Origin of the sequence: Sphingomonas psychrotolerans (assembly GCF_002796605.1) — a bacterium.
Lineage (GTDB): Bacteria > Pseudomonadota > Alphaproteobacteria > Sphingomonadales > Sphingomonadaceae > Sphingomonas > Sphingomonas psychrotolerans.
Map to the genome: position 1 here is coordinate 1718230 of NZ_CP024923.1, position 25381 is coordinate 1743610.

General features: G+C 66.0%; 28 protein-coding genes. 7 read left to right on the plus strand and 21 right to left on the minus strand.

The genetic code is table 11. The features are described from left to right. Positions 1-42 precede the first annotated feature (42 nt). Positions 43-1194 (plus strand): N-acetyltransferase, encoded by a 1152-nt coding sequence (locus CVN68_RS07830; RefSeq protein ID WP_100281698.1) that lies wholly within the window; start codon positions 43-45, stop codon positions 1192-1194. Positions 1195-1241: 47 nt separating this feature from the next. Here CVN68_RS07830 and CVN68_RS07835 read toward each other — a convergent pair whose 3' ends face one another. The 7 genes from CVN68_RS07835 to CVN68_RS07865 all read right to left on the minus strand — a co-directional run bounded on the left by CVN68_RS07835 (position 1242) and on the right by CVN68_RS07865 (position 8443). After that, entirely contained in the window at positions 1242-1508 is a 267-nt protein-coding gene (locus CVN68_RS07835) for a hypothetical protein (RefSeq protein WP_158298787.1), read from the minus strand. Positions 1509-1760: 252 nt separating this feature from the next. Continuing rightward, positions 1761-2531 carry an exodeoxyribonuclease III gene (gene xth, locus CVN68_RS07840; protein WP_100281700.1) on the minus strand — a complete coding sequence of 257 codons (771 nt, stop codon included), beginning with the start codon at positions 2529-2531 and terminating at the stop codon, positions 1761-1763. A gap of 53 nt (positions 2532-2584) precedes the next feature. Further along, on the minus strand, positions 2585-2926 hold the full coding sequence (erpA, locus tag CVN68_RS07845) for an iron-sulfur cluster insertion protein ErpA (RefSeq protein WP_100281701.1): 342 nt from the start codon (positions 2924-2926) through the stop codon (positions 2585-2587). 321 nt (positions 2927-3247) lie between these two features. After that, the gene (locus CVN68_RS07850; RefSeq protein WP_100281702.1) at positions 3248-4441 is read right to left on the minus strand and encodes a M23 family metallopeptidase; all 1194 of its coding nucleotides are present in this window, start codon (positions 4439-4441) and stop codon (positions 3248-3250) included. Positions 4442-4563: 122 nt separating this feature from the next. After that, the gene (locus tag CVN68_RS07855) at positions 4564-5361 is read right to left on the minus strand and encodes a ferritin-like domain-containing protein (RefSeq protein ID WP_233503629.1); all 798 of its coding nucleotides are present in this window, start codon (positions 5359-5361) and stop codon (positions 4564-4566) included. Next, positions 5358-5819, minus strand: a complete 462-nt coding sequence (locus tag CVN68_RS07860; protein WP_100284284.1) for a peroxiredoxin — start codon at positions 5817-5819, stop codon at positions 5358-5360. Before CVN68_RS07860 ends, CVN68_RS07855 begins: the two co-directional genes overlap by 4 nt. 11 nt (positions 5820-5830) lie before the next feature. Further along, positions 5831-8443, minus strand: coding sequence for a bifunctional [glutamine synthetase] adenylyltransferase/[glutamine synthetase]-adenylyl-L-tyrosine phosphorylase (locus CVN68_RS07865; protein WP_233503630.1), 2613 nt, complete (start codon positions 8441-8443; stop codon positions 5831-5833). A 187-nt stretch (positions 8444-8630) separates the two neighbouring features. Here CVN68_RS07865 and CVN68_RS23115 point away from each other — a divergent pair, with 187 nt between their 5' ends. After that, the gene (locus CVN68_RS23115; protein WP_158298788.1) at positions 8631-8777 is read left to right on the plus strand and encodes a hypothetical protein; all 147 of its coding nucleotides are present in this window, start codon (positions 8631-8633) and stop codon (positions 8775-8777) included. 24 nt (positions 8778-8801) lie between these two features. On the opposite strand, the gene CVN68_RS07870 is transcribed toward CVN68_RS23115, so the two are convergent. From CVN68_RS07870 to CVN68_RS07875, 3 genes are all read right to left on the minus strand, one after another. Continuing rightward, the gene (locus CVN68_RS07870; protein WP_100281704.1) at positions 8802-9452 is read right to left on the minus strand and encodes a sigma-70 family RNA polymerase sigma factor; all 651 of its coding nucleotides are present in this window, start codon (positions 9450-9452) and stop codon (positions 8802-8804) included. 98 nt (positions 9453-9550) lie between these two features. After that, a complete protein-coding gene (locus CVN68_RS23640) occupies positions 9551-9688 on the minus strand; it encodes a hypothetical protein (protein ID WP_199560234.1) in 138 nt (45 codons plus the stop codon). Positions 9689-9748: 60 nt separating this feature from the next. Then, positions 9749-10552: a response regulator gene (locus CVN68_RS07875; protein WP_100281705.1), complete on the minus strand. Its 804-nt coding sequence runs from the start codon at positions 10550-10552 to the stop codon at positions 9749-9751. A gap of 301 nt (positions 10553-10853) precedes the next feature. Between CVN68_RS07875 and CVN68_RS23120 the strand changes: the two genes are divergently transcribed. The 3 genes from CVN68_RS23120 to CVN68_RS07885 all read left to right on the plus strand — a co-directional run bounded on the left by CVN68_RS23120 (position 10854) and on the right by CVN68_RS07885 (position 13019). Next, the gene (locus tag CVN68_RS23120; protein WP_158298789.1) at positions 10854-11021 is read left to right on the plus strand and encodes a NepR family anti-sigma factor; all 168 of its coding nucleotides are present in this window, start codon (positions 10854-10856) and stop codon (positions 11019-11021) included. A 9-nt stretch (positions 11022-11030) separates the two neighbouring features. Then, entirely contained in the window at positions 11031-12602 is a 1572-nt protein-coding gene (locus CVN68_RS07880; RefSeq protein WP_233503631.1) for a sensor histidine kinase, read from the plus strand. Between the two features lie 282 nt (positions 12603-12884). After that, positions 12885-13019 (plus strand): entericidin A/B family lipoprotein, encoded by a 135-nt coding sequence (locus CVN68_RS07885; protein WP_100281706.1) that lies wholly within the window; start codon positions 12885-12887, stop codon positions 13017-13019. Positions 13020-13072: 53 nt separating this feature from the next. Here CVN68_RS07885 and tatC read toward each other — a convergent pair whose 3' ends face one another. The 8 genes from tatC to argS form a co-directional block, all read right to left on the minus strand. After that, on the minus strand, positions 13073-13837 hold the full coding sequence (gene tatC, locus CVN68_RS07890) for a twin-arginine translocase subunit TatC (protein WP_100281707.1): 765 nt from the start codon (positions 13835-13837) through the stop codon (positions 13073-13075). Then, positions 13834-14259 (minus strand): Sec-independent protein translocase protein TatB, encoded by a 426-nt coding sequence (tatB, locus tag CVN68_RS07895; RefSeq protein WP_100281708.1) that lies wholly within the window; start codon positions 14257-14259, stop codon positions 13834-13836. The genes tatC and tatB overlap by 4 nt, the downstream gene beginning before the upstream one ends. A 61-nt stretch (positions 14260-14320) precedes the next feature. Then, complete coding sequence (locus CVN68_RS07900) at positions 14321-14560, minus strand: twin-arginine translocase TatA/TatE family subunit (RefSeq protein WP_100281709.1); 240 nt, start codon at positions 14558-14560, stop codon at positions 14321-14323. Positions 14561-14650: 90 nt separating this feature from the next. Then, positions 14651-15229, minus strand: coding sequence for an SMC-Scp complex subunit ScpB (scpB, locus tag CVN68_RS07905; RefSeq protein WP_100281710.1), 579 nt, complete (start codon positions 15227-15229; stop codon positions 14651-14653). Then, positions 15226-15963, minus strand: coding sequence for a segregation and condensation protein A (locus CVN68_RS07910; RefSeq protein WP_100281711.1), 738 nt, complete (start codon positions 15961-15963; stop codon positions 15226-15228). Before CVN68_RS07910 ends, scpB begins: the two co-directional genes overlap by 4 nt. Positions 15964-16013: 50 nt before the next feature. Beyond that, positions 16014-17021, minus strand: a complete 1008-nt coding sequence (gene nagZ, locus CVN68_RS07915) for a beta-N-acetylhexosaminidase (RefSeq protein WP_100281712.1) — start codon at positions 17019-17021, stop codon at positions 16014-16016. 39 nt (positions 17022-17060) lie between these two features. Further along, positions 17061-17783, minus strand: coding sequence for an SPOR domain-containing protein (locus CVN68_RS07920; RefSeq protein ID WP_100281713.1), 723 nt, complete (start codon positions 17781-17783; stop codon positions 17061-17063). Between the two features lies 1 nt (position 17784). After that, positions 17785-19509, minus strand: coding sequence for an arginine--tRNA ligase (gene argS / locus CVN68_RS07925; RefSeq protein ID WP_100281714.1), 1725 nt, complete (start codon positions 19507-19509; stop codon positions 17785-17787). 406 nt (positions 19510-19915) lie between these two features. On the opposite strand from argS, the gene CVN68_RS07930 reads away from it, so the two are divergent. Then, entirely contained in the window at positions 19916-20239 is a 324-nt protein-coding gene (locus CVN68_RS07930; protein ID WP_100284286.1) for a UrcA family protein, read from the plus strand. 733 nt (positions 20240-20972) lie between these two features. Here the strand turns inward: CVN68_RS07930 and CVN68_RS07935 are convergent. Then, complete coding sequence (locus tag CVN68_RS07935) at positions 20973-22124, minus strand: DUF1501 domain-containing protein (protein WP_100281715.1); 1152 nt, start codon at positions 22122-22124, stop codon at positions 20973-20975. 3 nt (positions 22125-22127) lie between these two features. Beyond that, complete coding sequence (locus CVN68_RS07940; protein WP_199560235.1) at positions 22128-23612, minus strand: DUF1800 domain-containing protein; 1485 nt, start codon at positions 23610-23612, stop codon at positions 22128-22130. 220 nt (positions 23613-23832) lie between these two features. Between CVN68_RS07940 and CVN68_RS07945 the strand changes: the two genes are divergently transcribed. Beyond that, positions 23833-24111, plus strand: coding sequence for a hypothetical protein (locus CVN68_RS07945; RefSeq protein WP_100281716.1), 279 nt, complete (start codon positions 23833-23835; stop codon positions 24109-24111). Positions 24112-24146: 35 nt separating this feature from the next. On the opposite strand, the gene CVN68_RS07950 is transcribed toward CVN68_RS07945, so the two are convergent. Next, complete coding sequence (locus tag CVN68_RS07950) at positions 24147-25313, minus strand: deoxyguanosinetriphosphate triphosphohydrolase (RefSeq protein WP_100281717.1); 1167 nt, start codon at positions 25311-25313, stop codon at positions 24147-24149. Positions 25314-25381: the final 68 nt, after the last annotated feature.

Here is a 25381-nt window from a genome sequence, read left to right on the forward strand (position 1 = left end):
TCAAGCGGGACTTCGGCGCACCTCTGTCAAAGGCTCGCGTTCATGCCCGCACCCGCCATCCGCCCCGTCGTCACCAGGGCGGATATCAAAGCCTTCGTCGAACTCGCCTATCGCATCAACGGCGACGATCCCCATTGGGTCGCGCCGCTCCGCGACGAAGTGAAAGCGACGATCGACCCGAAGAAAAATGGCTGGTTCAGCCATGCCGAAGCGCAGCTGTTCCTCGCTGAGCGGGACGGCAAGGTGGTCGGTCGTATCTCGGCGCATATCGATCGCCTCGCGCTCGAAATGCCGCCCGAACAGGGGTTCGGGCCGGGCACCGGCTTCTGGGGCCTGTTCGAGGCCGAGGATGCCGAGACCGCCGCCGCAGTGATCGCGCAGGCCGAGCAATGGCTGAAGGGCAAGGGCATGACTCGCGCGCTCGGGCCGGTGAGCCTGTCGATCTGGGAAGAGCCCGGATTGCTGGTCAAGGGCCATGACCATTCGCCGACGGTGCTGATGGGGCATCATCCGGCACGCTATCAGGGCTGGATCGAGGCGGCGGGCTACACCCCCGCCAAGAAGCTGCTGACCTATGATCTCGACATCACCCAAGGCTTTCCCCCGCTCGTCCAGCGCATCATCGCGGCAGGCGAGAAGAATGCCAAGATCCGCATCCGCAAGGTCAACAAGGCGCGATTCGACGAGGAGGCCGCGATCATCCTCGCGATCCTCAACGATGCATGGGCGGACAATTGGGGATTCGTCCCGCTCACCCAGCCCGAGATCGACGATGTCGGCAAGAAGCTCAAGCCGCTGGTCTTCGAGGATCTGATCATGATCGCCGAGCTCGAAGGCGAGCCGGTGGCGTTCATGGTCACTCTCCCCGACTTCAACGAGCCGCTCAAGCCGCTCAAGGGGAAATTGCTCCCGTTCGGCTGGGCGAAGCTGCTGCTCTGGCTGCGCAAGCCAAAAGCGAGGACAATGCGCGTGCCGCTGATGGGGGTGGTCAAAAGGCTGCAAAGCTCGCGCATGGCAAGCCAATTGGCCTTCATGATGATCGAATATATCCGGCGCTCCGCGGTTCCCAATTATGGCGCGACGCGGGGCGAGATCGGCTGGGTCCTCGACGACAATCAGGGGATGATCGCGATCGCCGACACGATCGAGAGCCGGATCAATCGCGAATATGTGATCTACCGGAAGTCGATCTGAGGACGAGCCCGCGGCGGGAACGCCGGCGCCGCGGGCCCTTGTTTGGGTTACTTGCGCGCTTCGCTGGCGGGATCGATGCCCGAACGCGCGATCCATTCGGCGCGGGTGCGGCAAATCTTCTGGCGGCGATGGCTGCCGGTGGGAGTTTCGACGACGCAATAGCGATCGGCCTTCTCCATCTTCGCGGCCGCCTTCGGCGCTTCGGTAGTCGGATCGGCGGCATAAGCCGGCGCAGTGGCGCCCGCGACCAGAATGGCGGCGGCGATCATGGCGGCGGCAACGCTCGAGACGCGGCCAGTGGTACGAGTGATCATTCCCTTTACTCCTCTGCTTTTAGACACCCAGGCGCTCCCTCGTTCCGCCTGCTCCCCATGCATTGCATCGGTCGTGCCAAACAGCAGAGTTGTTCAATTTCAATGAGTTACGTTTGTTGCAGTTGCGAGACTGCGCTATAGTACGGCGGTACACACCAAGAGTTGGCAATTTCTCCCGGCGAGTGTCCGAAAAAGGACAATGCCAGTGTCCGGAAACGACCACGCGGCCGAGCCCGGCCCCAAATCAGCCGATCAGCGTAGCGTCACCCAGGTCGGGGCATGATCGCTGGCCCGTTCGCGGCCACGATACTCCTTGTCGACGCCGGCGCCGGTCAGCCGGTCGGCCGCCTGCGGGCTGAGCAGGAGATGGTCGATCCGGAACCCGGCATCGCGCTGCCAGCAACCGGCCTGATAGTCCCAGAAGGTCCAGATCCCGCCGCTCGGGAAGCGGGTGCGCAGCGCGTCGGTCCAGCCCTGTGCGAGCAGGCTGCGATAGCGCTGCCGCGATTCGGGTTGCATCAGCGCATCGCTCGCCATCGCGCGTACCGAGAAAGTGTCGTCGTCGTTGGGAATGACGTTGAAGTCGCCCGCGAGCACTACCGGGCGCTCCTCGGCGAGCAGCGCGCGTGCACGCTCGGCCAGCCGGTCCATCCATTTCAGCTTATAGTCGAATTTGGGTCCCGGCTGCGGGTTGCCGTTGGGCAGATAGATCGAAGCGATGATCAGATCGCCCAGCTCGACTTCGATATAGCGGCTATGCGCATCCTCGGGGTCCCCGGCGAGGCCGCGCTGACGCTCGACCGGCTCTTGGCCACGGGCGAGCACCGCGACGCCGTTGAAGCCCTTCTGGCCGTGCCAGACCGCACCGTATCCCGCTTTCTCGATGTCGCCGACCGGCAGCGTCTCGTCGGCGCCCTTGAGTTCCTGCAGGCACACCAGGTCGGGCTTCTGCTCGTCGAGATACTCCAGCAGGCGCTCCATACGCGCCTTGATCCCGTTGACGTTGTAGCTGACGATCTTCATCCCCGCTGGTTAGCGGCGCGCGCGGCGCAGCGCCAGCCGTAGCGGCGTCGGGATCAGACCGAGAAGCTGGTGCCGCAGCCGCAGCCCGAAGCCGCGTTGGGGTTGGTCACTGCGAAATGCGCGCCGCCGAGATTGTCGACGAAATCGACCTGGGCGCCGCGGACCAGATCGAGGCTGATCGAGTCGACCGCGAGACGGACGCCGTCGGTCTCCGCGACGGTGTCGTCGGCCTCCACGGCTTCGGCCATCCCGAATTTGTACTGAAAGCCCGAACAGCCGCCGCCCTCGACGGATAGGCGCAGGATCGCCGGCTTGCCCTGTTTCGCCGCGATCACCGCCACCCGCGCGGCGGCGGCGGGGGTCAACGCGATCTCGGGAGTGAGGACAATAGCCATAGGGCGGAGATAGGATGCACAACGCGGGAGGGCAATGTGTTGGCGGCCCCAGCCGCTCGCCACTCTCAATTCCGTCACCCCGGCCTTGTGCCGGGGTCCACGTCTCTGCAAAGGAAGTGTCTTTCGAAAGGCGCGCAGGCAGCCGGATACCCTGCCTATGGTCATCGGCTCAGACATCCGGCCGAGGCGACGTCCTCGGCCAGCGGACAAGTGGACCCGGCACAAGGCCGGGGTGACTAATTTAGCGTGGTTGCTTTACCCTGGTTGCAGAGCAGAGCGGTGGGGGCCGCCTCACGGACGACCCCTCTCCTCTCCTGCCTCTTACTTCGCGGGGCCGCCCAGGCCGCCCTGCGCGCGGTTCTGGACCGCGGTCAAATATTCGCCGGTCTGCAGGAACGGGATCGGATTGACCGCCTTCCCGTCGACGCGGACTTCGTAATGGAGATGGCTGCCGGTCGAGCGGCCGGTCGAGCCCATCAGGCCGATCATCTGGCCGCGACGGACGCGGCTGTTGTCGGCGACGAGGATCTTCGATAGATGGCCATAGCGCGTCTCGATGCCGCGGCCATGGTTGATCTGGACGAGGTTGCCGTAGCCGCCCTGGCGCCCGGCATGGCTGATGATGCCGTCGGCGGTGGCGTAGATCGGGGTGCCGATCGTGCCGGGAATATCGACGCCGGCATGCATCGCCGCAGTGCCGCGGAACGGATCCGAACGCACCCCGAAGCTCGAGGTGAAAAGCAATTTGTCGACCGGCTGCATCGAAGGGATCGAGATCACCGTCTGCTCCAGCGCGTCGAGCTTCTTCCAGGTCAGGAACAATGCGCGGAACTGGGCATCGGCGCTTTCGGCCGAATCCGAACCCGCAGCGCCGTCGTTGTTGTCGTCCATCGGCTCGTACGGGCCGCCCATCGCGCCGCCGCTGACCTGGACATAGCGCTCGGGGGCGAGGCCGAGACGACGAAAATGGCTGGCGGTCAGCTGGTAACGCGCTTCGCCGGCGACCCGCGCCTTGTCGGCGAGCGCGACCTGGCGTTGCTCGACTTCGCGGAGCGGCGCGAGCATTTCATCGGCAACGGCGCTGGTCTGCGGCGTCGCATGGACCACTGCGCTGTCGAGCGCCGCTGCATCGGCCTTGCCGGAAAGCACTGCCGCGATCAGCGCCTGGCGCTGCTCGACGCGAGCGGCCTGCAGCTTCGCGGCTTGCTTCGCGGCGGTGACTTCGGCCTGCATCTTCGCGACCTGCGCGCGCATCTTGGCGACCTGCGCCTCGGGCGAACCGGCAACCGCGCTCACGCCGCTGACGGCGATCGCGCCGGCCATCGCCTGCGAAACGCCATAGCCAGAGAACAACACGGTCACCGCAGCTGCACCGGCGAGCAGCGCCTGGGTGCGGCCAGCGATGCTGAACCGGCGCAGATCGCGGCCGTCATGGAAAATGAAATCGCGGGTAGTGAAAAATTTGCGGAACCGAGTGCCCAGGTTCGCATTGTTAGACTTGGTTGCGTTGGCCATGAGTCCCCGACAATTCAAGGCAAGCACGCACCGATGCGACCCGGTGATCGGCTTACAAAAATATCAATGTCCATGGAGCAGCCCCTCCGCCTTCTGGACGTGTCGGGGTTTGGCCTGAGAAATCAGGGAACCGCAAGGGCTTGATAGTAACCACGCGTCAGACCGGCTGAGTCGCGCGCTGAGTCGTTGAATGGAGGTTTAATCAGCCCACGGAAATGCGTGCGGACAAGGTCCTGCCAGGTCGTTTCGGGGTTAATATTTTGTTCATCGCACCGCGATTCGAACCACCGCGTACCCGCTCCCACATGCCTGATTTCGTCGCTGAGGATCCGCGTCAAAATGCGTGCGGTAGCGCTATCGCCGACGGTCTCGAATCGCAGGATCGCAGCCGGCGTGACGTCGAGCCCCCGCGCCTCGAGCACCATCGGCACCACTGCGAGCCGTGCCAGCGGATCGTGCGCAGTCGCCGCCGCTGCATCCCACAATCCGTCATGCGCGGGCAGCGCACCATAATGGCTGCCGAGCTGTTTCAGCCGTCGATCGAGAAGCGCGAAATGCATCGCCTCGTCAGCGCCGACCTGCATCCAGTCGTCGGTGAAGGCACGCGGGAATTGTCCGCCGAACCGCCCCACCGCGTCGAAGGCGAGATCGATCGCCGCAAACTCGATATGCGCCAGCGCGTGGATCAGCGCGACGCGTCCTCGCTCGGATCCGCCCTTGCCGCGCTTGGGCATCCGGTTGGGCGGCAGCAATTCGGGATGTTCGGGGCGTGCCGGTCGCGCCGGCATCGTCACGTCGAAGCGGTGGTCGAGCCGTCCCAGCCGCCAGTCGCGCGCCGCCGCGCGCGCCGCCTTGATCTTGGCCAGCGGCTCGGCCGCGTCGAGCACCGCTCGCGCCGCTTCGGCAACGCTGCGCGTCACGTGCCGAGCATCTCCTTCGCCGCGGCGAGCACCGCCTCGGCATGTCCCGGCACACGCACCTTGCGCCACGCACGGAACAGCCTGCCGTCCGCGCCGAACAGGAAAGTCGAGCGGTCGATGCCCATGTAACGGCGCCCGTAGAGCTGCTTTTCGATCCAAACGCCGAACGCTGCCATCACCGTTCCGTCATCGCTCGCGAGCGGCACGGTGAGTTCATATTTTTCCGAGAATTTCCGGTGCTTTGCGGCACTGTCCTTCGACACGCCGAGAAGTTCCACGCCGAGCGCCACGAAGTCGGGCAGCAGGGCTGAAAAGTCCTGTGCCTCGCGGGTGCAGCCCGCGGTATCGTCCTTCGGATAGAAATAGAGCACCAGCGGCCCCTTGCGATCCGCGAGCGCGAACTGGCCTTCACTCCCTTCCAGCATCCCTGCCGGCAGCGCATCTCCGGGCTCGATCATCTTCGCTTCCGTCAGCCGCCGGCGCGGATCTCCGCCCAGCAATCGCGCACCTCCTGCCGGGTCCGTTCGAGCGAGGCAACCACCTCCTCCCACGAGCCCAGGCCCACTGCGCGCGCGATCAGCGCCTGTGTCGTCTCTCCGGGCGGCTGCGCATCGGGCGCGACCAGCCGCAGCGTCACCAGCAGCCGCGAGAGCAGGCCATAGGCATCCGCCATGGTCGCCGGCAGCAGCCCCTCGTCGACGAGCAGCCCGATCGCCGTGCGCAGCTGCGGCGCAAACGCAGTGCGATGCCGCAGCTGGAGCACGTGTACGGCGAATTCGAGATCGACCAGTCCGCCGGGCAGCAGCTTGGCATCGAGTGGCCCCGCCGGCGGTTTGTGCGCCGCCATCTCGTCGCGCATCTTCGCCGCATCGGCGAGGATGTCGCGTTCGGGCCGCGCGCCGTGCAACACATCATCGACGATCGCCTGCACCGCCGCCCGCGCGGCCTGCGATCCGAACACCGGGCGGGCGCGGGTCAGCGCCATATGCTCCCAGGTCCATGCGTCCGCATGCTGATAGCGCGCGAACGCGTCGAGCGACACCGAGAGCGGCCCCTGCGCCCCCGAAGGCCGCAGCCGCGTGTCGACTTCGTAGAGCGGCCCCGCCGCGGTGGCGACCGACAGCGCCGCGGTCACCCGCTGCGCCAGCCGATTGTAATAGGTCACTGCGCCGAGCGGCCTGGCCCCGTCGGATTCGGCCGCATAATCGCCGGTGAACAGATAGACGAGATCGAGGTCGGAGGCGTGGGTGAGCGCCTGCCCGCCCATCCGGCCGAGCGCGAGGATCACCAATTCGCTTTCCGGCACCTGGCCATGGGTGCGCACGAATTCCTCTACGGTCGCGGCGGCGAGCACTTCGATCGCCGCTTCGGCGATCCGCGCATAGCCGTGCGAGACGTCGAGCGGATCGCTTGCCCCCGCGATGATCTGCGCACCCAGGGCAAAGCGCCGCTCGCCGACCAGCCGGCGGACATGTTCGAGCTGCCACTGATAATCGGCGCCGCGCTCGCGCGTCGCCATTTCCGCGATCAGCGCCGGAACTTCCCCGACCGGCTCCAGCGCGCTCGCATCGATCAGCCCGTCGAGCAGTTCGGCGCGCCGTCCTAATTGCTCGGCCAGGGTCGGCGCGTGGCACAGGATCGCACTCATCAGCTGGCGGAGCCCTGGCTGCGCCTCGAGCAGGCGGAAGAAGTTGATCGCGCTCGGCAATCGCGAGAGCATCGCGTCGAAGCGGGTGATCGCATGTGTGCTGTCGGGCGCCTGCGCGAACGCCTCGATCAGCCCCGGCAGCAGCGCCTCGAGCGCCTCGCGCGCCTGCGGCGAACGCAGCGCCGGATAGCTGCCCCCGCGCCAGCCCTCGACGATCCGCAGCGCGCCCGCCGGATTGTCGAACCCCGCCTCGCCGAGCCGCGCTTCCAGCGTCGCGTGATCGCTCGGCAGCCGCGGCTCCTCCTCGCCGGCGAGCGCGTCATAGACGCGGCCCACCCGCTCGACATGCGGCCGCAGCCGTTCGATCAGCGCCGCCCCGTCGGCGAGGTCGTGCAGCGCCGCGACATTGTCGAGCGCCTCCTGCCCCGCGGGCAGCGTATGGGTCTGGAGGTCGTCTACCATCTGCAACCGGTGCTCGACCGTACGGAACTCGACATAGGCCGCAGTCAGCGCCGCGGCGTCGTCGGCATCAATCCGCCCGTCGGCGGCGAGCGCGGCCAACGCATCGCGCGTCGCCGGCACCCGCAGCGCCGGATCGCGTCCGCCGTGAATCAGCTGATGGATCTGGGCGAAGAACTCGATCTCGCGGATGCCGCCGCGCCCGCGCTTGAGATCATAGCCACGGCCGAATGCCTGTGCCTGCGCATAATGGTCGCGGATCCGGCGCGAGATGTCGCGGATCTCGCGGATCGTCCCGTAATCGACCGCACGCCGCCATACGAACGGCCGGATCGCCTCGAGGAAGAGCTCGCCCAGTGCATGGTCGCCTGCACAAGCCCGCGCCCGGATGAAGGCGGCACGCTCCCAAGGAAGTGCCTGCGATTCGTAATAGGAGATCGCAGCCTCCACCGGCAGCGCGATCGGCGTGGCTTCGGGCGATGGCCGCAGCCGCAGGTCGACCCGCAGCACATAGCCGTCGGCCTCGCGCGACTGGAGCAGCTCGATCACTCGCCGGCCGATCCGCACTGCCGCCTCCTCGGGCACTTCGCGCGGCTTGCACGGCAAGGTCGTCGGATCGAAGATCAGGATCGGATCGATATCCGACGAGTAGTTGAGTTCGCGGCTGCCCAGCTTGCCGAGGGCGATGGCGGCAAATCCCCGCGGTTCGGCGTCGGGGGTGCGCTCCCGGATCGCCGCGCGGATCGCACGGTCCAGCGCATCGTCGGCAAAGTCGCTGAGCAGCGTCGTGACTCGGGTCAGATCGAACCGTCCGGACAAATCGCCGAGCGCCACCAGCAGCGCCAGCCGCCGCCGCTCGATCCGCAAACGCCGCGATACGGTCATTTCGCCATCGAAAAGACGCGCGGTTTTCAACGGGTTTTCCAGCGCCTGCTCCAGATCGCCGAGCAGTTCCGACTCGCGATCGAGCAGCATCGCCAGAAACGGAGCGTGCAGACGGGCAAGATCAACTGCGCGCTGCAAATCCTCGCAATTCATGCGAAACCCTCTTGCAGATGCGCGAGCGGAACAACACATTTGCGGATGTCAAGCAACAAATGTGAAGTCAGGACGTTTTTGTACCGTGAACCGCCCGTCATCCTTCTCCGCCCCTGAGGCCCGCTTGCGCGCTTATCGCGTAGAGCGCCCGCGCGCCAGCGACGCGATCGCACTTTCGCTGCGCGATGCGTTCGAGCGCGACTCCGGGCTACCCGAAGACATGGCGGCGCTGCTGGGTCGGCTGAACGGGTTCATGCTGACCAGGCATTGAGGGGCAGCTGCCGGCGATCGTCGACTAACGATCGCGGCTGAGATCGTCGACTTCCGCCATGATCGTATCGAGCGCACTCTTGCCGCCGGGATTGGGCAAGCTGTCACGCCGCGACGGCAATTGCCCCTCGGTGAGCAACGCCTCGAGCGCGACGCGGCCGCGCGCCACGCGGCTCTTGATCGTGCCGACCGCGACGTTGCAGATCTCGGCGGCCTCCTCATAGGCAAAGCCGCCGGCGCCGACGAGGATCAGCGCCTCGCGCTGGGGTTGCGGCAAGTGCAGCAACGCGCGCTGCATGTCGTTCAGTTCGACATGCCGGTCCTGGCTGGCGGGCGCGGCGAGCAGCCGATCCGCCACCAGATCGTCCCATTCCCCCTTGAAGCGCGCGCGGCGCATCTGGGAAAGATAGAGATTGCGCAGGATGATGAAGGTCCAGGCGCGCATATTGGTGCCGGCCTGGAAACGCAGACGCGCCGCCCACGCCTTGAGCAGGGTTTCCTGCACCAGATCGTCGGCGAGATCGCGGCTGCCCGAAAGCGAGCGCCCGAACGCGCGGAGATGCGGGATCACGGTCGCGAGTTGCTTCTTGAACTCGGGATCGGATAGCGCGACGTGCTCACGCGGCGGCTCGGCTGCCGCGTCCTCGCGATCGTCGGGCAGTTCGGTCTCAGTCATTCGATCCCGTTCACTTGCGCGTGCCATAATGCTGCGCTGATTGGAGATAGGCGCCGCAAGAGCGATTGCCAGTATTTTTGGAACTGTCCGCGAAAAGGTCAGGACCAGAGAATGACGGCAAAGGCGATGATCACCAGCGCCAGGCCGAAGCCCAGCACATAGCGGGTCATGTGCGGCGTGGTACCGGCGCGGGCGCGGTCGGTGGAGACATGGATGGGTTCTTCGTTCTCAGCCATGTCCCCTAAACCCGTCAAAACCGTTTTGGGTCCGTATCATATGGAACCGCGCCGATTTTTTCAGGCCGCGGCGGGCACCGTCGCCTGATCGAAGAACAATGCCTGACTGATCGTCGTCTTCACCGTTTCGCGCTGGAACGGCTTGGTGATCAGGAAGGTCGGCTCGGGCCGCTCGCCCGTCAGAAGCCGCTCGGGGAAGGCGGTGATGAAGATCACCGGCACGCTGAACTCGGCGAGGATGTCCTTCACCGCGTCGATGCCCGAGCTGTCGTCGGCGAGCTGAATATCGGCGAGCACCAGGCCCGGACGATCTTCCATCGCCAGTGCCACGGCTTCGTCGCGCGTCACCGCGACGCCAGTGACTTCATGGCCCAGATCGCGGACGATCTGTTCGAGATCCATCGCAATCAGCGGCTCGTCCTCGATGATCATCACGCGAGTACGCGTCTGACGCTCGATCTCGGCGACCGCCTCGGCGACGAGAGACGAAACCTGGGTGGGGTCTTCCTCGATCAGATAGCCGGCATCCTCGATGCTGAAGCCTTCGACGGTGGTCAGCAACAGCGCCTGACGCGAAAGCGGCGTGAGGCGGGAAAGCCGCTTGCGCGCGATCGATTCAGCGGCGTTGGAATTATCCTCGATGAAATCGTCTTCCTCGAGATGAGTCGACTGCCAGATCGCCTGGAAGGTGCGATAGAGGCCCAGCCGCGGATCGACGTCGCGGGGAAACTGATCGGGCGCGGCGACGATCGCCTCGAGCGCCGCACGTACATAACGGTCACCCTCGCCCTGGCTGCCGGTGAGCGCACGCGCATAACGGCGAAGCAAGGGAAGGTGCGGCGCGAGTTGCTGTCCAAGCGACATAAGGGAATTCTTCTCCTTCGAGTGCGCGGGGTGGCTTTCTCGCGCCCCGACGCAGGTATTGCAAACACTTCTGCTGTCCGAAGGAGCCCCTCCCCCGATTTCGCATCGCCTGTGGAACAATCGACGCGCTATTTGGTTTCATCGCCCAAGCCGCGTGGTGTGCAATGCATCACGGGAGCGCTTGCGCACTCTATTACGGGAACGCTTGCGCTCTGGCGTCATGGCGTTAATCGGACATCTGGTACCGATGCGTATTCACAGTCCGGGTCCCGGACAACTCGGGTCCTCACGGGGGTAATTGGTGCGTTCCGCAAAGGATGAGACAAAGAAGCCGCCCAAGCCAAAAGGCGGGACGGAGAGCAGCAAACCCAGCCGCAGCGTGGGCGATGCTTTGCGCCAGGCCTATGACGAGGCGGTCCGCGAGACGGTGCCGGACGATTTGCTCGACCTTCTGAAGAAGCTCGACTAGCCAAGGCACATGAGCAGTACGGATCTGGAGCCGCGTGCCAAGGGTGTCGCGGCGGCGCTGGCGCGTATGCCGACCGGCGCCAAGGTGTTCCTGATCCTCGTCGGCGCGCTCCTTCCCCTCGCGCTGATCGCCTTGTTCACCACCATCCAGACCACGCGCACCGCGGACACCGAAGCGCGCGCGCGGCTGCATGCGATCGCCGACGAGAGTTCGGGGGCGGTCGAGAATGTGCTCACCAACGAAGTCAGCCAGCTGGGCCAGGTGCTCGCGGCGCTCGAGCAGGATCCCCACGACGCCGCCAGCTGCGTGCGCCTCGCCGGCAGCTTTGCCGCGCAAGGCGGCGCACGCTTCGCGATCGCGGATGCGCAGGGACGCGTGCTGTGCGGCCAGCGCTTCGCGATCCCGGGAGCCGCACCGCTCCGCCGGGGCGAAATGCGTGCGTCCTTGCTCGCCGACGGCCTTGCCGTTCGCATCGCCGGCAGTTCCGGCATGACCGCGGCCGTCTGGTACCCGGTATCGGTGTTGTCGGCGCTCGCCCGTCCGAGCGGGTTCGTTCCGGACTATGGCGCAGCATTGGTGCGGGGCAGCGAGCGACTGACGTTGCGCGATCTCGGCGGCGTCGCCGGGCCGCTTGGGCGCCGCGAGACTGCCCGCAGCGATCTCTCGCTTGACCGCCTCGCGTTCGAGATGGTCATGCCCGGCGCGCCGGTCACTTCGCCGCTGATCATCACCACCGTCCTCCTCGTATTGATGTGGATCGCCGCCGCCGGGATCGGCTGGTTCGTCGTCGACATCCTGCTGATCCGCCCTCTGCGCCGGTTACGCGCCAGCGTCGGGCGCTATCAGCCGGGTGAAGTGCTCGACATGCGGCGCTTCGGCGCGATCCCGGCGCAGGAAATCCGCGAGCTCGGCGAAACCTTTCAGCAGATCACGCGCACCGTGCAGCTCCACGAGACCGACCTCGCCGACGGGCTGGTGCGCCAGACCAAGCTCACTCGCGAGGTCCATCACCGCGTAAAGAACAACCTTCAGGTCATCTCCAGTCTGATAAATTTCCACGCCCGCGGCGCGAAGAGCGCCGAGGCGTCCGAGGCCTATGCCTCGATCCAGCGCCGCGTCGACGCGCTCGCGGTCGTCCATCGCCATCATTATGCCGAGATGGAGGAGAATCGCGGGCTTGATCTGCGTTCGATCCTCGGCGAACTTGCGGCGAACATCCGTGCCACCGCCCCCGAACGCGCGGTGGGCCTCGGCATCACGCTCGAGATCGAGCCGCTATTGGTCAACCAGGACGTCGCGATCGCCGTCGCCTTCCTCATCACCGAGTTGGTCGAGCTGGCGGTGAACTGCAATGCGTCCACCCAGGTCCGCATATCGGTCAAGGCCGGCGAAGAGCCCGATCGCGCGATCCTTCGCGTCAATTCGCCTGCACTGGTGGAGAATGCCGAACTCGATGCATTGCTGGCGAGCCGCTATGGCCGGGTGATCGAGGGCCTCGCGCGGCAGCTGCGGACCCGGCTGCATCACGACCCGCTGGTCGGCGCCTATGAGGCCTCGATCGCAATCACCGGGCGCCCGTAATTTAACTGGCCTGAATTTTTTTCGAAAAAAATCTGACGCGGCGGGAACCGGGTTCCGGAATGCACGTTTTGCTACTCGGATAGTGACCTTTTGCCCCCCCGCTCTCGCTATCCAAGACATGGGCCCGGAAGCGTCAACCCTCCCCCCCCCGGTGACGCTTCCGGGCCTAACACTTTCTTCTGACATCGAAATCTCTGCACAGCCGCCGGCAGCATCGTGCCTGCCGCGGAACGATTTCACCCGTCCGGGCATTTCTTCCCTGCCACAAGCTGGAGAGTTTCAATGCGCAAGATTTTGACCTGTGCCGCCCTTGCCGGCGCAATCCTCGTTTCGGCCTGCAACACCGTCGAAGGTGTCGGCCGTGACGTTTCCTCGGCCGGCGACACGGTCGCCAAGACTGCCGACGACTCGAAGTAACGCACCGCAATTTGCTTTCAGGAAAGCCCTCCGCTTGCGGAGGGCTTTTCGTATCAAGACGCGACTTCGGTTTCCGCTGTCCGCTCGCGCCGCCGCCGGGTGAACCAGATCGCCACCAGCGCGAGGAAATAGAGCGCGCATAAAGGCACCGCGAGCAGCAGCTGCGAGCCGACATCGGGCGGGGTCAGCACCGCCGACACCGCGAACGCGCCCACCACGGCATAGCGCCACGCGCCGCGCAGCTGCTCGAAAGTGACGATCCCGGCATGCTCGAGCAGCATCAGCAGCACCGGCAACAGGAACGAGATTCCGAAGCCGAAGATGAATTGCATCACGAATTTGAGATATTCGTTCACTTCCGGCAGCGCCTGTTGCGTCACGCCGGCCAGCTCGCCCTGGAAGCCGAGCAGGAATTTGAGCGCAACCGGAATCGCGATGAAATAGGCCATGCTCGCACCGGCGATGAATAGCACCGGCGTGGCGAGCAGGAACGGCAACAACGCGCGCTTTTCCTTGCGGTAGAGCCCAGGGGCGACGAACTGCCACAATTGATTGGCGATCACTGGAAAAGCAATCATCAGCGCCGCGAAGAACGCCACCTTGAGCTCGACGATGAATCCGCCGGTCACTGCGGTATTGATGATCGTCACCTGCCCCGCCGCCTTGAGCGGCGCGACGAGCACCCCAAGGATCGGGCGCGCGAAATAGAGGCAGCCGCCGAACGCCACCACCAAGGCGGCGAGCGACCAGAGGAGGCGCCGGCGGAGCTCGATCAGGTGGTCGAGCAACGGTGCCTGGGTGTCGTCGATCTCGTTCACGATTGCGACTCGTCCGGGGCTGCGGCCTTGGGTTTGCGGGTACGCTTCGGCTTCGGCGCCGGCGCTTCGGCTGGTTCGGAGAACAGCGCCGGCTGCTCGACCATCAGCGGTTCGGCGTCAACCGACCCGGCATCGGCCACATGTTCGGCAGCGAAATGCTCGGGCTGCGGTGCGGGGAGCGAGGGAGTCGGATGCTCGCGCATGATCCGCTCATTCTCCGCGGCCCATTGCTTCTCCATCTCGGCAAGCTCGGACTCGCGGACCATCGCATCGAAGCCCGAGCGGAACTGGCGCGCCACGCCGCGCGCCTTGCCGACCCATTTGCCGACGAAGCGCATCGCCTTGGGCAAGTCCTTGGGTCCGATCACCAGCAGCGCCACCACGGCCACAAGCAGCAACTCGGTCGGCGCTACGTCTAACATTCGGCACTGCCTCGGGCGCGCCTCGCGAGGCGCGGATCAAACTTGGATGGACGCGAAGAGCTCAGCGCTCTTCGCGGGTGCGCTCGGCTTCGGTCTGGAAGCTGGCGTCGGGCGTGGGCGCGGGCTTGCCTTCGATCCGCGTCGGCGCCGGCTTCTCCTCGTCGTCCTCGGCCATGCCCTTCTTGAACTGCTTGATGCCCTTGGCGACGTCTCCCATCATGTTGGAGAAACGGCTGCCGCCGAACAACAAAATGACCAGCACACCGACGATCAGCCAGTGCATCAGGCTCATGCTACCCATGGGAACTCTCCTCTATCGGGGTCTATCTAGGCGCGGCGCGCGCCGGGGGCAACGGCTAGCACCGCCACCCCGAGAATCGGTTGGCGAGCCCTATTCGTCTTCCGTGACAGTTTCGCTCGCTTCGGCCTCGAAGGCGAGGTCGACCGGATCGAGCAGCCCCGCCGCCTTGAGGTCGTCGATCCCCGGCAAGTCGCGCCGGCTGGCAAGTCCGAACTGGCTCAGAAACCCCGCGGTGGTGGCATAGGTCAGCGGCCGGCCGGGCACCTCACGCCGACCGGCCGGGCGCACCCAGCCCGCCTCCATCAGCACGTCGATCGTGCCCCGGGAGATCTGCACGCCGCGAATCGCCTCGATCTCGGCGCGGGTGACCGGCTCGTGATAGGCGATGATCGCCAGCGTTTCGATCCCCGCGCGGCTGAGCTTGCGCGCCTCCTCGCGGTCGCGCCGCAGCAGATGGGCGAGATCGGCGGCGGTCTGGAAATGCCAGCGCTCGCCGCGGCGGACGAGTTCGATCCCCCGCCCCGCGTAAAGCGCTTCCAGCCCGGCCAGCGCGCCGCGCACATCCGCCTCCGCGCCGATATGCGCCTTGATTTCCTCCACCGTCATCGGGTTTTCCGATGCGAACAGCACCGCTTCGACAGCGCGGCCGAGATCGTCCTGCGGTGTCATGCGCTCGCCTTGAGATACAGGGGGGCGAATGCCGATTTCTGCCGAAGCTCGAGCCGCCCCTGCCGCGCCAGCTCGAGCGCCGCGACGAAGGACGAGGCCAAAGCCGATTTGCGATAGGTGCCGCTCGCGCCTTCGGGGAGAAAGGTCTCGATCGTGCTCCACTCGATCCGCGTACCGATCAGCGTATAGACACGCTCGATCGCCTCTTCCAGCGTCATCACGTCGCGCACCGCCACGACGTGCATCACCGGGCGCGTCCGCGCGCTGATCCGGCCATAAGCCGCGATCAGATCGTATATCTCCGCCTCGTATCGCCCTTTGCGGATCACGCGCAGCCCCTCGGGACTGCCGCGCAGGAAGACGTCGCGGCCCAGCCGGTCGCGCGCGATCAGTCTGGCGCCCGCCTCGCGCATCGCATTGAGCCGTTCGAGCCGCAACTGCAGGCGCAGCGCGAGGTCCTCGGGGCTCGGCGTCTCCTCGGGGTTGCGCGGCAGCAGCAGCGCCGATTTGAGGTACGCCAGCCACGCCGCCATCACGAGATAATCGGCGGCCAGCTCCAGCCGCAGCGCGCGCGCCTGATTAACGTAGGTCTGATACTGCTCGACCAGTCCGAGGATCGATATCTGCCGCAAATCCACCTTCTGGTTGCGGGCGAGCGCGAGCAGCAGATCGAGCGGACCTTCCCAGCCCTCGATATCGATCTTGAGAGTGTCGGTAGCCTCGGCTTCGCTCATTGCGGGCGAGTTAAGCAGCCTATTATCTTCCCCCGCAAGGGGGAGGATGGTCAGGCCAGCGCCAGCAGTTCGTCCCGCTTCGCCACCAGCATTCCGAAATCCGCCGGCTCCGCTCCGCCCGCGATCGTCGCCATCGCCCGCTCCAGCCGTGCCAGACATTCCGGCGTCGCATCGCCGATCAACCCGGCAATCTCGACCATCTCGTCCATCCGCGCCCAGCAATCGAGCACCACGTCGCACCCCGCGGCGAGCGCCTGCGCCGCTTTCTGCCCCGCGGTGCCCGACAGCGCCTTCATGTCGATATCGTCGGTCATCAGCAGGCCGTCGAAGCCGATCCGGCCGCGGATGATTCCGGCGATCACCTTGGGCGACAGCGTCGCCGGGCGTTCGGCATCCCATGCCTCGAACACGACGTGACAGGTCATTCCCATCGGCGCATCGTTGAGCCGGGTGAACGGCTCGATATCCATCTCGAGCGCCTCGGCATCCGTCTTGACGTGCGGCAGGTCGTAATGGCTGTCGACCAGCGCCCGGCCGTGGCCCGGCATGTGCTTGACCACGCCGACTACGCCGCCGCGCCGCATCCCCACGAGCATCGCCTGCCCCAAAGCCGCGACGCGCATCGGATCGCCGCCAAAGGCGCGATCGCCGATCGCCGGGGTGACATCCGCCTGGCGTACGTCGAGCAAAGGCGCGCAATTCACTGTCACGCCGACTTCGGCGAGCATCATCGCCAGTGCCTGCCCGTTCGCCCGGGCCGCCTCGATCGCCGAGATCGGCGCCAGCTCGTACAGCGCATCGAATGCGGCGCCTGCCGGGAAGGCCGGCCATTCGGGGGGCACCATCCGTGCGACCCGACCGCCCTCCTGATCGATCAGGATCGGCACGTCGGCGCGGCCGGAAAGATCGCGCAGGCTGTCGGTCAGTGACTTCATCTGCGCGACATCGCCGCAATTGCGCTTGAACAAGATGTAGCCGAGCGGATCAGCATCGCGGAAAAAGGCGCGCTCGTCGGAGGTCAGTGCATGGCCGGAGACGCCGAAGATGACGGGTTTCATGGTCTCTCTTTACGCAATGCTCCCCCTCCGGGAGAGGATTTAATTCGCGATGAAGCAGTTCTCGCCGGCGACCTTCAGCCGCCCGCACAGCTCGCGCGCTTGCGGGTTGCTGCCCGCGTTGACGCGCAACCGCCATACCGTGCGACCATTGGCGTCGCCGCGCTCGACCGATTTGCCGAGCGGCGCGAGATAGCCGAAGCGCTTCGACAGCCGCGCCCACGCCACATTGGCGCCGGCCTCGTTCGGAAACGCGCCGAGCTGGAGTAGCGAGCCGGAACCTGGCCGCGCCGCCGCCGGCCGCGCACCCGCCGCCGGCGCATTGGCGCCCGCATTGGTAGCACCGGGAATCGCGAGCTTGACGTTCTTGGTCCCCGGCGCCGTGCTCCCGGGCGCAGTGGCGCGGGTGCCCTCAACCGGCGCCTCGGCGATCGCGCCGACATTGATGCTCGAATTGCTCGCCGCGCCCTGGCTGGTCGCGAACACCGCGTCGCCCTCGCCCTCGGCCTTCATCCCGCCGGGCTCGTCGGGTTTGACCTTATAGTCGCCCGCCGGGGCCTTGATCAGCTCGCCATTGCCCGCGCCCACCGTCTGCTGGCGCTGATACCAGAGATAGCCGACCGCGATGAACCCGATGACCGCGAGCGCCAGCACCGCGAGCAGCATGAAGCGCGCGACCGAATGGTCCTGCGGATACTCCTCCTCGGCCGTTTCGAGCCAGGGCAGGCGATCCTGCTCGTCATATTCGCCGGTTCGCAGGTTCATTCTAGTGCATCTCCTGCACGGCCTCGACACCCATGAGGCCTAACCCATTACGGATAATCTGTCCCACGCCCCGCGCCAAGAACAGCCGCGCGCAGGTCAGTGCAGGCTGGTCGGGGAGCAAGAAGCGCCGCTCGGGCCGGTCGTTGCCGACATTCCACAAGGCATGCAGAGATGCTGACAAGTCATAGAGATAGAAAGCAATTCTATGCGGCTCGCGGGCAAGCGCGGCCCCCTCTACGACCCGCGGAAACTGCGCCGCGAGCTTCACCAGCGCCAGCTCTTCCGTATCAAGCAGGGACAGATCGGCGATCTCGCACGAAATCCCTGCCTCCGCCGCCTTGCGATGGAGCGACGCGATCCGGGCGTGGGCATAGTTCACATAAAACACCGGATTGTCCTTCGATGCCTCGACCACCTTGGCGAAATCGAAGTCCATCTGGGCATCGGCCTTGCGCGTCAGCATGGTGAAGCGAACCACGTCCTTGCCGACTTCGCTCACGACATCGGCGAGCGTCACGAAGTTGCCCGAACGCTTGGACATCTTCACCGGCTCGCCCGCGCGCAGCAGCCGCACCATCTGCACCAATTTGACGTCGAACCGCGTCTTGCCCTCGGTCAGCGCCTGCACCGCGGCGACGATCCTTTTGACCGTCCCGGCATGGTCGGCGCCCCAGATGTCGATCAGCTGATCGGCGCTCTGGGCCTTCTGGAAGTGATATGCCAGATCGGCGCCGAAATAGGTCCATTGCCCGTTCGACTTCTTGATCGGCCGGTCCTGATCGTCGCCGAACCGGGACGAGCGGAACAAAGGCAGCTCCACCGGCTCCCAATCCTCGGGTGTCTCGCCCTTGGGCGCCTCGAGCACTCCGTCATAGACGAAGTCGCGTTCGCGCAGCCACGCCTCGGCCGCCTCGGGCTTGCCTGCCGCCTGCAATTCGGCCTCGGAGGAAAACAGATCGTGGTGGATGCCGAGCAAGGCGAGATCCGCCTTGATCATCACCAGCATCGACGCGACCGCTTCCTTGCGGAACAGCGCCAGCCATTCCTCCTCGGCCTTGCCGAGGTAGCTGTCGCCATATTCGGCGGCGAGCTTCTCGCCGACCGGCTTGAGATATTCGCCCGGATAGAGGCCCTCGGGAATCTCGATGGTCTCGCCGAGCGCCTCGCGGTAGCGCAGATGCGCCGAGCGCGCGAGCACGTCGACCTGCCCGCCCGCGTCGTTGACGTAGTATTCGCGCACCACCTTGTGCCCGACGAATTCGAGCAAAGTCGCCAGCGCGTCGCCCACCACCGCGCCGCGGCAATGCCCCATGTGCATCGGCCCGGTCGGGTTCGCGGAGACATACTCGACATTGACCGTCGCGCCCGCGCCGATCGCCGAGCGGCCGTAATCACCCTCGGCCTCGAGGATCGAGTCGAGCTCGTCGCGCCACGTGGCATCGGTCAAGGTCAAATTGATGAAGCCGGGTCCGGCAACCGAAACCGCGGAAACCGCATCGAGCTTCTCCAGCTCGGCCGCGATCTTCTCGGCCAATGCGCGCGGATTGGTACCCGCGGGCTTGGCGAGCACCATCGCCGCGTTGGTCGCGAGATCGCCATGGGCGACATCGCGCGGCGGCTCGACCGTGACCGCGCGTCGCTCCAGCCCGGCAGGCAGGTCGCCGGCGGCGACGAGCGCGTCGAGAGCGGCATCAAGGTGCGCGGCAAAACGGACGTAGAGAGTCATTGCGCTTCCAACAGTGAACGAGAGCGCGCGCCTTAGCGGATGGGGCGCGCGGGGACAATTGGCGCATGGGGCGGGTCGCGGGCGGCGGCTGTTGGTGGAAAGCGGTCATTCTTTCTAAAGCCCTCTCCCGCAAAAGCGGGAGAGGGCTAGAGGACGAACGTCCGTGCTGGCGCGTTGGCCGACCGGCAGGTTTCCCGCCTCAAAGCGGAACGGCAGATTTAGAGAGCGCACGCACTCCGGCGTCGCCGCGAATGTCCGATGGCTTTCTTCTCCGCGTCGCACTCGCAGCCACCATCATCTTCTGGCCAAGATCAACGAGTCCTGAGCCAGCAACACGCAATCCGTTGACGATTACAAACGTAGTCGATACTACGACTACAGATGTAATCGCAATGGGATGGCCGTCATGAAAATTCTAGCGCTTTTCCCTTTGCTGGGTGCGGCAGCCTGCGTCAGCCCCGGCTATGTGGATCGGCCGGTTCCGGTGATGGCGGTCGCCTATCATGATCTCCAGCTGCAAACTGGAAAGGGCCGAACGGAACTGGCCATGCGCGTTGCGCAATCCGCGGCGGACTTCTGCCAAAGCTACGACCCTCAGGACCAAAGGATGATTTTCGACGTCAGGCTTGCCAGCGCTCGGAATTGTCCTGGAGCTGCGCGCCTCATGCTCCTCCAGCGCATGCCGAACCGGGTGCGTCGTGCTTATCACGCGGCCCGAAACGGCAAATAGTGCCTGAAACGTTTCCTGCCCGAAAGCGGAACGACAGGTTCAGGGAGCGCGCTGCGTCGCCGCGAATGTCCGAGATGGGTGGTTAGCGGTCGTCAATGCTGCGCAGGAATGGCCTGCTGTTCGTCACACGCTTGCGCCTGAGCCACCATCCCGTGCCAATCAGGAAGGCCGCTGGTGGGAGAACGTTCCAAGCGCCGCCCACCCCGCCAAATCCATGCAAAAGCCACGCAATAGGCACACTTGCGAGAGCGAACAGCGCTAGTCCGAACAGGCATAGCTCCCACTCACGCGGCGGTATGAAGCGGCCGAACCTGTCCCTGAAACCATCCATGAGATGATTTTGCCACAAGGCTCACGCGTCCGCTACTGGGGCGGAAGCAGACACGTAAATCCGCTGGTAAAGTAGGATTTGCTCTGCTTTTGTTCGGACTATGCCGCAACAGCGCGCCATCCATCGATCGTATCGAATCGCAAGCCGCCCCTGGCACGGGCGCGCCGGTGTCGCCGTCCTGGCGCCCGATCGCCGCGTCGTTGTAGCGTTGGTGTCGCACAAGTGCCGCGTCGGCGACGCGCGCACGGCGCGTAAGTGTGGCGTCAGTGGCGCGCCCGTGACGCGCAAGTGTCGCGTGCCCGCCGCGTCGCTGGCGCTTGCCGGGCGCGAACCCGCCACTTCCGCGCGAAAACACGTTTTAGTGTCAAGCTAGTGTCAAGATCCAGCGCTTCGCGACACGGCTCAGGCGCGCACCAGATCCTTCAGCACACCCGCGCTCTTCATGTCCGGGAACAGCTTCTGCGCCGTCCGCGTCGGCAACAGATCGAAATGCGAAGCCACCGCGCTGTTTATCAACGTATCCAGCCCGGTCGTCGGGCGAAGATCGCGCCCCTCGTACAGCGCCGCATCGCCCAGCCCCGGCCAATCGGCCACCACCCGGCCGCCATTCACCGCGCCGCCCATCAGCATCGCCAGCGCGCCGGTGCCGTGATCGGTCCCCTGAGTGCCGTTGACCTTCACCGTCCGCCCGAATTCGGTGGCGACCACCAATATCGTCTCCGACCAGAGCGGCCCCAGCCCCTGCCGGACCGCCCCCACCATCGCGTCGAGGCCCTTGAGCTGCCCGGCGAGCCGTCCGCGCTGCTGGGCATGGGTATCCCAGCCGCCGGTCTCGATCATCGCGATCCGCGCGCCGCCCTCGGCGCTGAGCAGCCTCGCGGCCAGCGATCCGGTCGCGGCGGCGTTGCGGCCATTGTCCGATGCCAGGTCGCTGGTGAGCATCCGCGTCGCGATCGCCTGTTCCCAGATCGCATGGAGCTGCGAATCCTCGCGGTACATCGCCGAGACCCGCGCGAGCAGATCGTCGGAAGCGTCGGGCAGCGCCGAGGGCGCGTAGCTCGCCACCTCCACCGATCCGCGCAGCGCCATCGGAATCGTCGCGGCGAGGGCGATTGCTCTGTCGTCGGCAGGCAGCAGCGAGAGCAGCCGGTTGAGCCAGCCGTCCTTGAGCGCGTAGGCGCTGCTCCCGCCGGTCTCGAGCACGTTCTGCCCGTCGAAATGCGAGCGCTCGCGATAGGGCGAGGCGACCGCGTGGACGAACAATGCCTGCTTCGCCTGATACAGGCTGTGCAGGTTGGTCATCGCCGGGTGCAGCGCGAACAGCGAATCAAGCCGTGGCGCGCTCGCGAAATCCTGCGCCAGCACCCCGCGCTGCCCGGCAAAGGCCGGATCGCCGAGCGGGGCGAGCGTTCCCAGCCCGTCGGCGGCGCCGCGCTGGATGATGAAGACGAAGCGGCGCTCGGTGGCGGCCTTGGCCAGCACCATCCGCGCGCCCAATCCCGAGGTGAGAACTGCGGAGGCGCCGAGCGCGACGAAGTTGCGACGCGTGATCATCTGCTATCTCCGCATGAATTCGGGGGCGACCAGCATCAGCGCGACGCCCTGCGCCGGACTTTCGGCGCGGGCGATCGACTGCGCACTGCTCTCGCTGAGCGCCTCGGGCATCAGTTCGGCGGCGCGCTGGCGCGCATCCACGGTGTCGCGGGTCCGCTGCGCCAGCCGCTCCGCCGCCTCGACACGGCGCATCACCGCGTCGGGCCCGGCCCAGCTTGCCGCCATATCGTCCCAGCCCGCCGGCGACCCCGGCTTCCACACCGGCTGGCCGAGCTGGGTCATCAGCCCGTTCATCGCCATCGGCGGCAATTGCTGCGAGCCCAGGCCGCGAAGCGCCGAGATCGTCCACTCCCAGGGCGACTTGAACTTGACCGGCTGCGGCGCCCAGCATTCGGGCGCCTCGACAAGCACGCGATAGACAGCGGGCAGATCGCCGCCCGAGCGCAGGAATGCAGTCTCGAGCCTGCCGACCAAAGCCGGCGGCGGCTCGTCGCCCGCGAAATGCCGCGCCAATTTGGTGGCGACATGGCGGGCGGTGGCCGGATGGGTGGCGAGCAGGTCGAGCACCGCCGCCGCCTGCGCCTCGCCTTGCTGCGGCCAGCTTCTGTCGAGGATCGTCCGGGTCCCCGGCTCGTGCATCCGGGTTGCGAAGACGAAGTTACCCGGCTGCCCCGCGTCGGCATACGCAGCTCCCCTGCCCCGCCCCAGCCCGGCGATCGTCCAGCCGGTCATCGCCCGCGCGAACTCCGTCACATCGGCCTGGCTGTAGCCGGTGCGCACTCCGAGCGTGTGCAGCTCCAATATCTCGCGCGCGAGATTTTCGTTGAGCCCGGCCTTCTGCCCGCGCCGTCCCGCGGTCTGACCGAGCGCGCTGTTCGGCCCCACCGATTGCGCCTGATCGAGATAGACCAGCATCGCCGGGTGCCGCTCGACCGCGTGAAGCATGTCGCCGAATTTGCCGAGCACATGCGGGCGGACCGCCTCGAACTCGAGACTGCCGGCAAGCCCGATCATTTCCAGCTTGTCCGCCGATACCGCGAAGTGATTGGCCCAGAAATGCACCAGCCGCTCGACGAACGGCGCCGGGGCGTTGAGCGCAGTCAGTGCCCGCGCCGACACCGCGGCGGCATAATGGTCGCGGGCTTGCTGCCGTGCGATGCGCCGCGCCCGGGCAACCGGATCGTCGACCCTGTCCTGCGGCTCCGGCATCGGCTGCATCGCCCAGCCGCGCATCGCCGGCTCGGTCTCCATCTCGGGCTGTGCCGCGGCATTCCTGCGTTTCTCGCGCCGGAGCACGCGCACTTCGCGCAGATAGTCGGTCAATTCGCTGGCGATCTGGTGACTCGAGGCGAGCCCGGCGACTGCCTGCGGCCGTGCCTCATAGGCGTCGAACTGGGCGAGCAGCCAGCGCTCCGGATCGATGCCGGGCGCTTCGCCGGGGCGGGCGCCCAAGCCGAACCGGTTCAGCGCGATGCTTGCCTTGGCCATGCGATCACCTTCTCCTTGTCCGCACCGTTGATACGCACGACTTGTCGCAGAAGTTTGTCACGCTTTCGGTTCGTCGCGATTCGTGCACGGATTGCAACCGCTGTAGCCGCGCTTTGCGATTGCCGATTTTGTTGCGCCGCAGCATTATTCGTTTCGAGAACAGAACAAGACACACAGGGATGCCGGTCCGGCTCTTTCGAAGTATTGAAGGAGATAGATCGTGACTCGTTTTCTGATCGCGGCCGCTGCCGCCACCGTTGCTTTCGCTACCCCCGCTGTCGCCAAGGATCGCGTGTTCACGCATGAAGGCGTGACCTATGCCTATACCGCCACGCCGACCGCGGACGCGCTCGTCCTCGAAGGCAAGGCCTCGAAGGGCGGCAAGTTCCGCCTCGTCGTCAAGGGCGATTGGGTGAACGGCTATGCCGGCGGCGCGCGCGTCTCGTTCCGCGCACCGAAGCGCGAAGCGGCCGGTGCCGTCCTCGTCGCCCAGCGCTGAACTTTTCAGGGGCCTCCCAGGAGGCCCCTTTCGCGTCAAAAGCCCTCGGGCAGCGCGATCGGACCGACAATTTCGCAATAGCGCGCGATCGCATAGCGATCGGTCATGCCGGCGATGAAGTCGGCGATGTGCCGGCTCCGCCACGGCTCCTCGTCCGGCAGCGCCTCGCGCCACTCGGTTGGCATCCGCGCCGGATCCGCGGCATAAGCGGCGAACAGCCCCGCCACCACATTGTGCGCCGCTTCCGCCGCGGCAAGCTGGCTCGGATGGTGGTAGAGATTGGCGTACATGAAGCGCTTGAGCCCGCGTTCGGCCTCGCGCATTCCATCGGAAAAGCAGGCGAGGCAGCGGCCGGCGGCACGAACATCCTCGATCGTCTCGATTCCGCCCGCGCACACCTGCGCTTGTGTCGACACGATCAGATCATTGACCATCTCACCGATCTGCGAGCGGACCAGTTCGCCCACCAGCCGCCGCGCCGGAACCCCCGGGAACCTCGCCTCGACGCGGCGCCATCCTTCGGCGATCATCGGCACTTCCATCAATTGGTCGAGGGTCAGCAGCCCGGCGCGCAGCCCGTCGTCGATGTCGTGATTGTCATAGGCGATGTCGTCGGCAAGCGCGGCGACCTGCGCCTCGAGCGAAGGCCAGCGGTGCAGCTCGAGATCGAACTGCGCGTCCGCCGCAGCGAGCGCCCATTCGGGCGCGACGATCGGCCCATTATGCTTGGCGAGCCCTTCGAGCATCTCCCAGCTGAGATTGAGCCCGTTCCATGCCGGATAAGGGCGCTCCAGCTCGGTGAGCGTGCGCAGCGTATGGCCATTATGGTCGAACCCGCCCTGCCCAGCCAACGCCGCCTCCAGCGCGTCCTCACCGGCATGGCCGAAGGGCGGGTGGCCGATATCGTGCGCGAGGCACAAGGCCTCGGTCAGATCCTCGTTGAGCCCGAGCACGCGCGCGATCGTCCGGCCGATCTGCGCGACCTCGAGGCTGTGGGTGAGGCGCACGCGGAAATGATCGCCGTCGGGCGCCATGAACACCTGCGTCTTGTGCCGCAACCGCCGAAAGCTGATCGAATGGATGATCCGGTCGCGATCGCGCTGAAAGGCGTCGCGCGGGCCACGGGCAGTCCCGCTTTGTTCTCCATGGAGGCGCCCGCGACTATTTTCCGGTGTGCACGCCCAGGAGGAAATCGCTCTCACGCGAGGGGCTCTAGCGGGTCGGCGCAGGCTTGTCGAAGGCTTGCGAGCTATCCGGACCGGATGCGCCG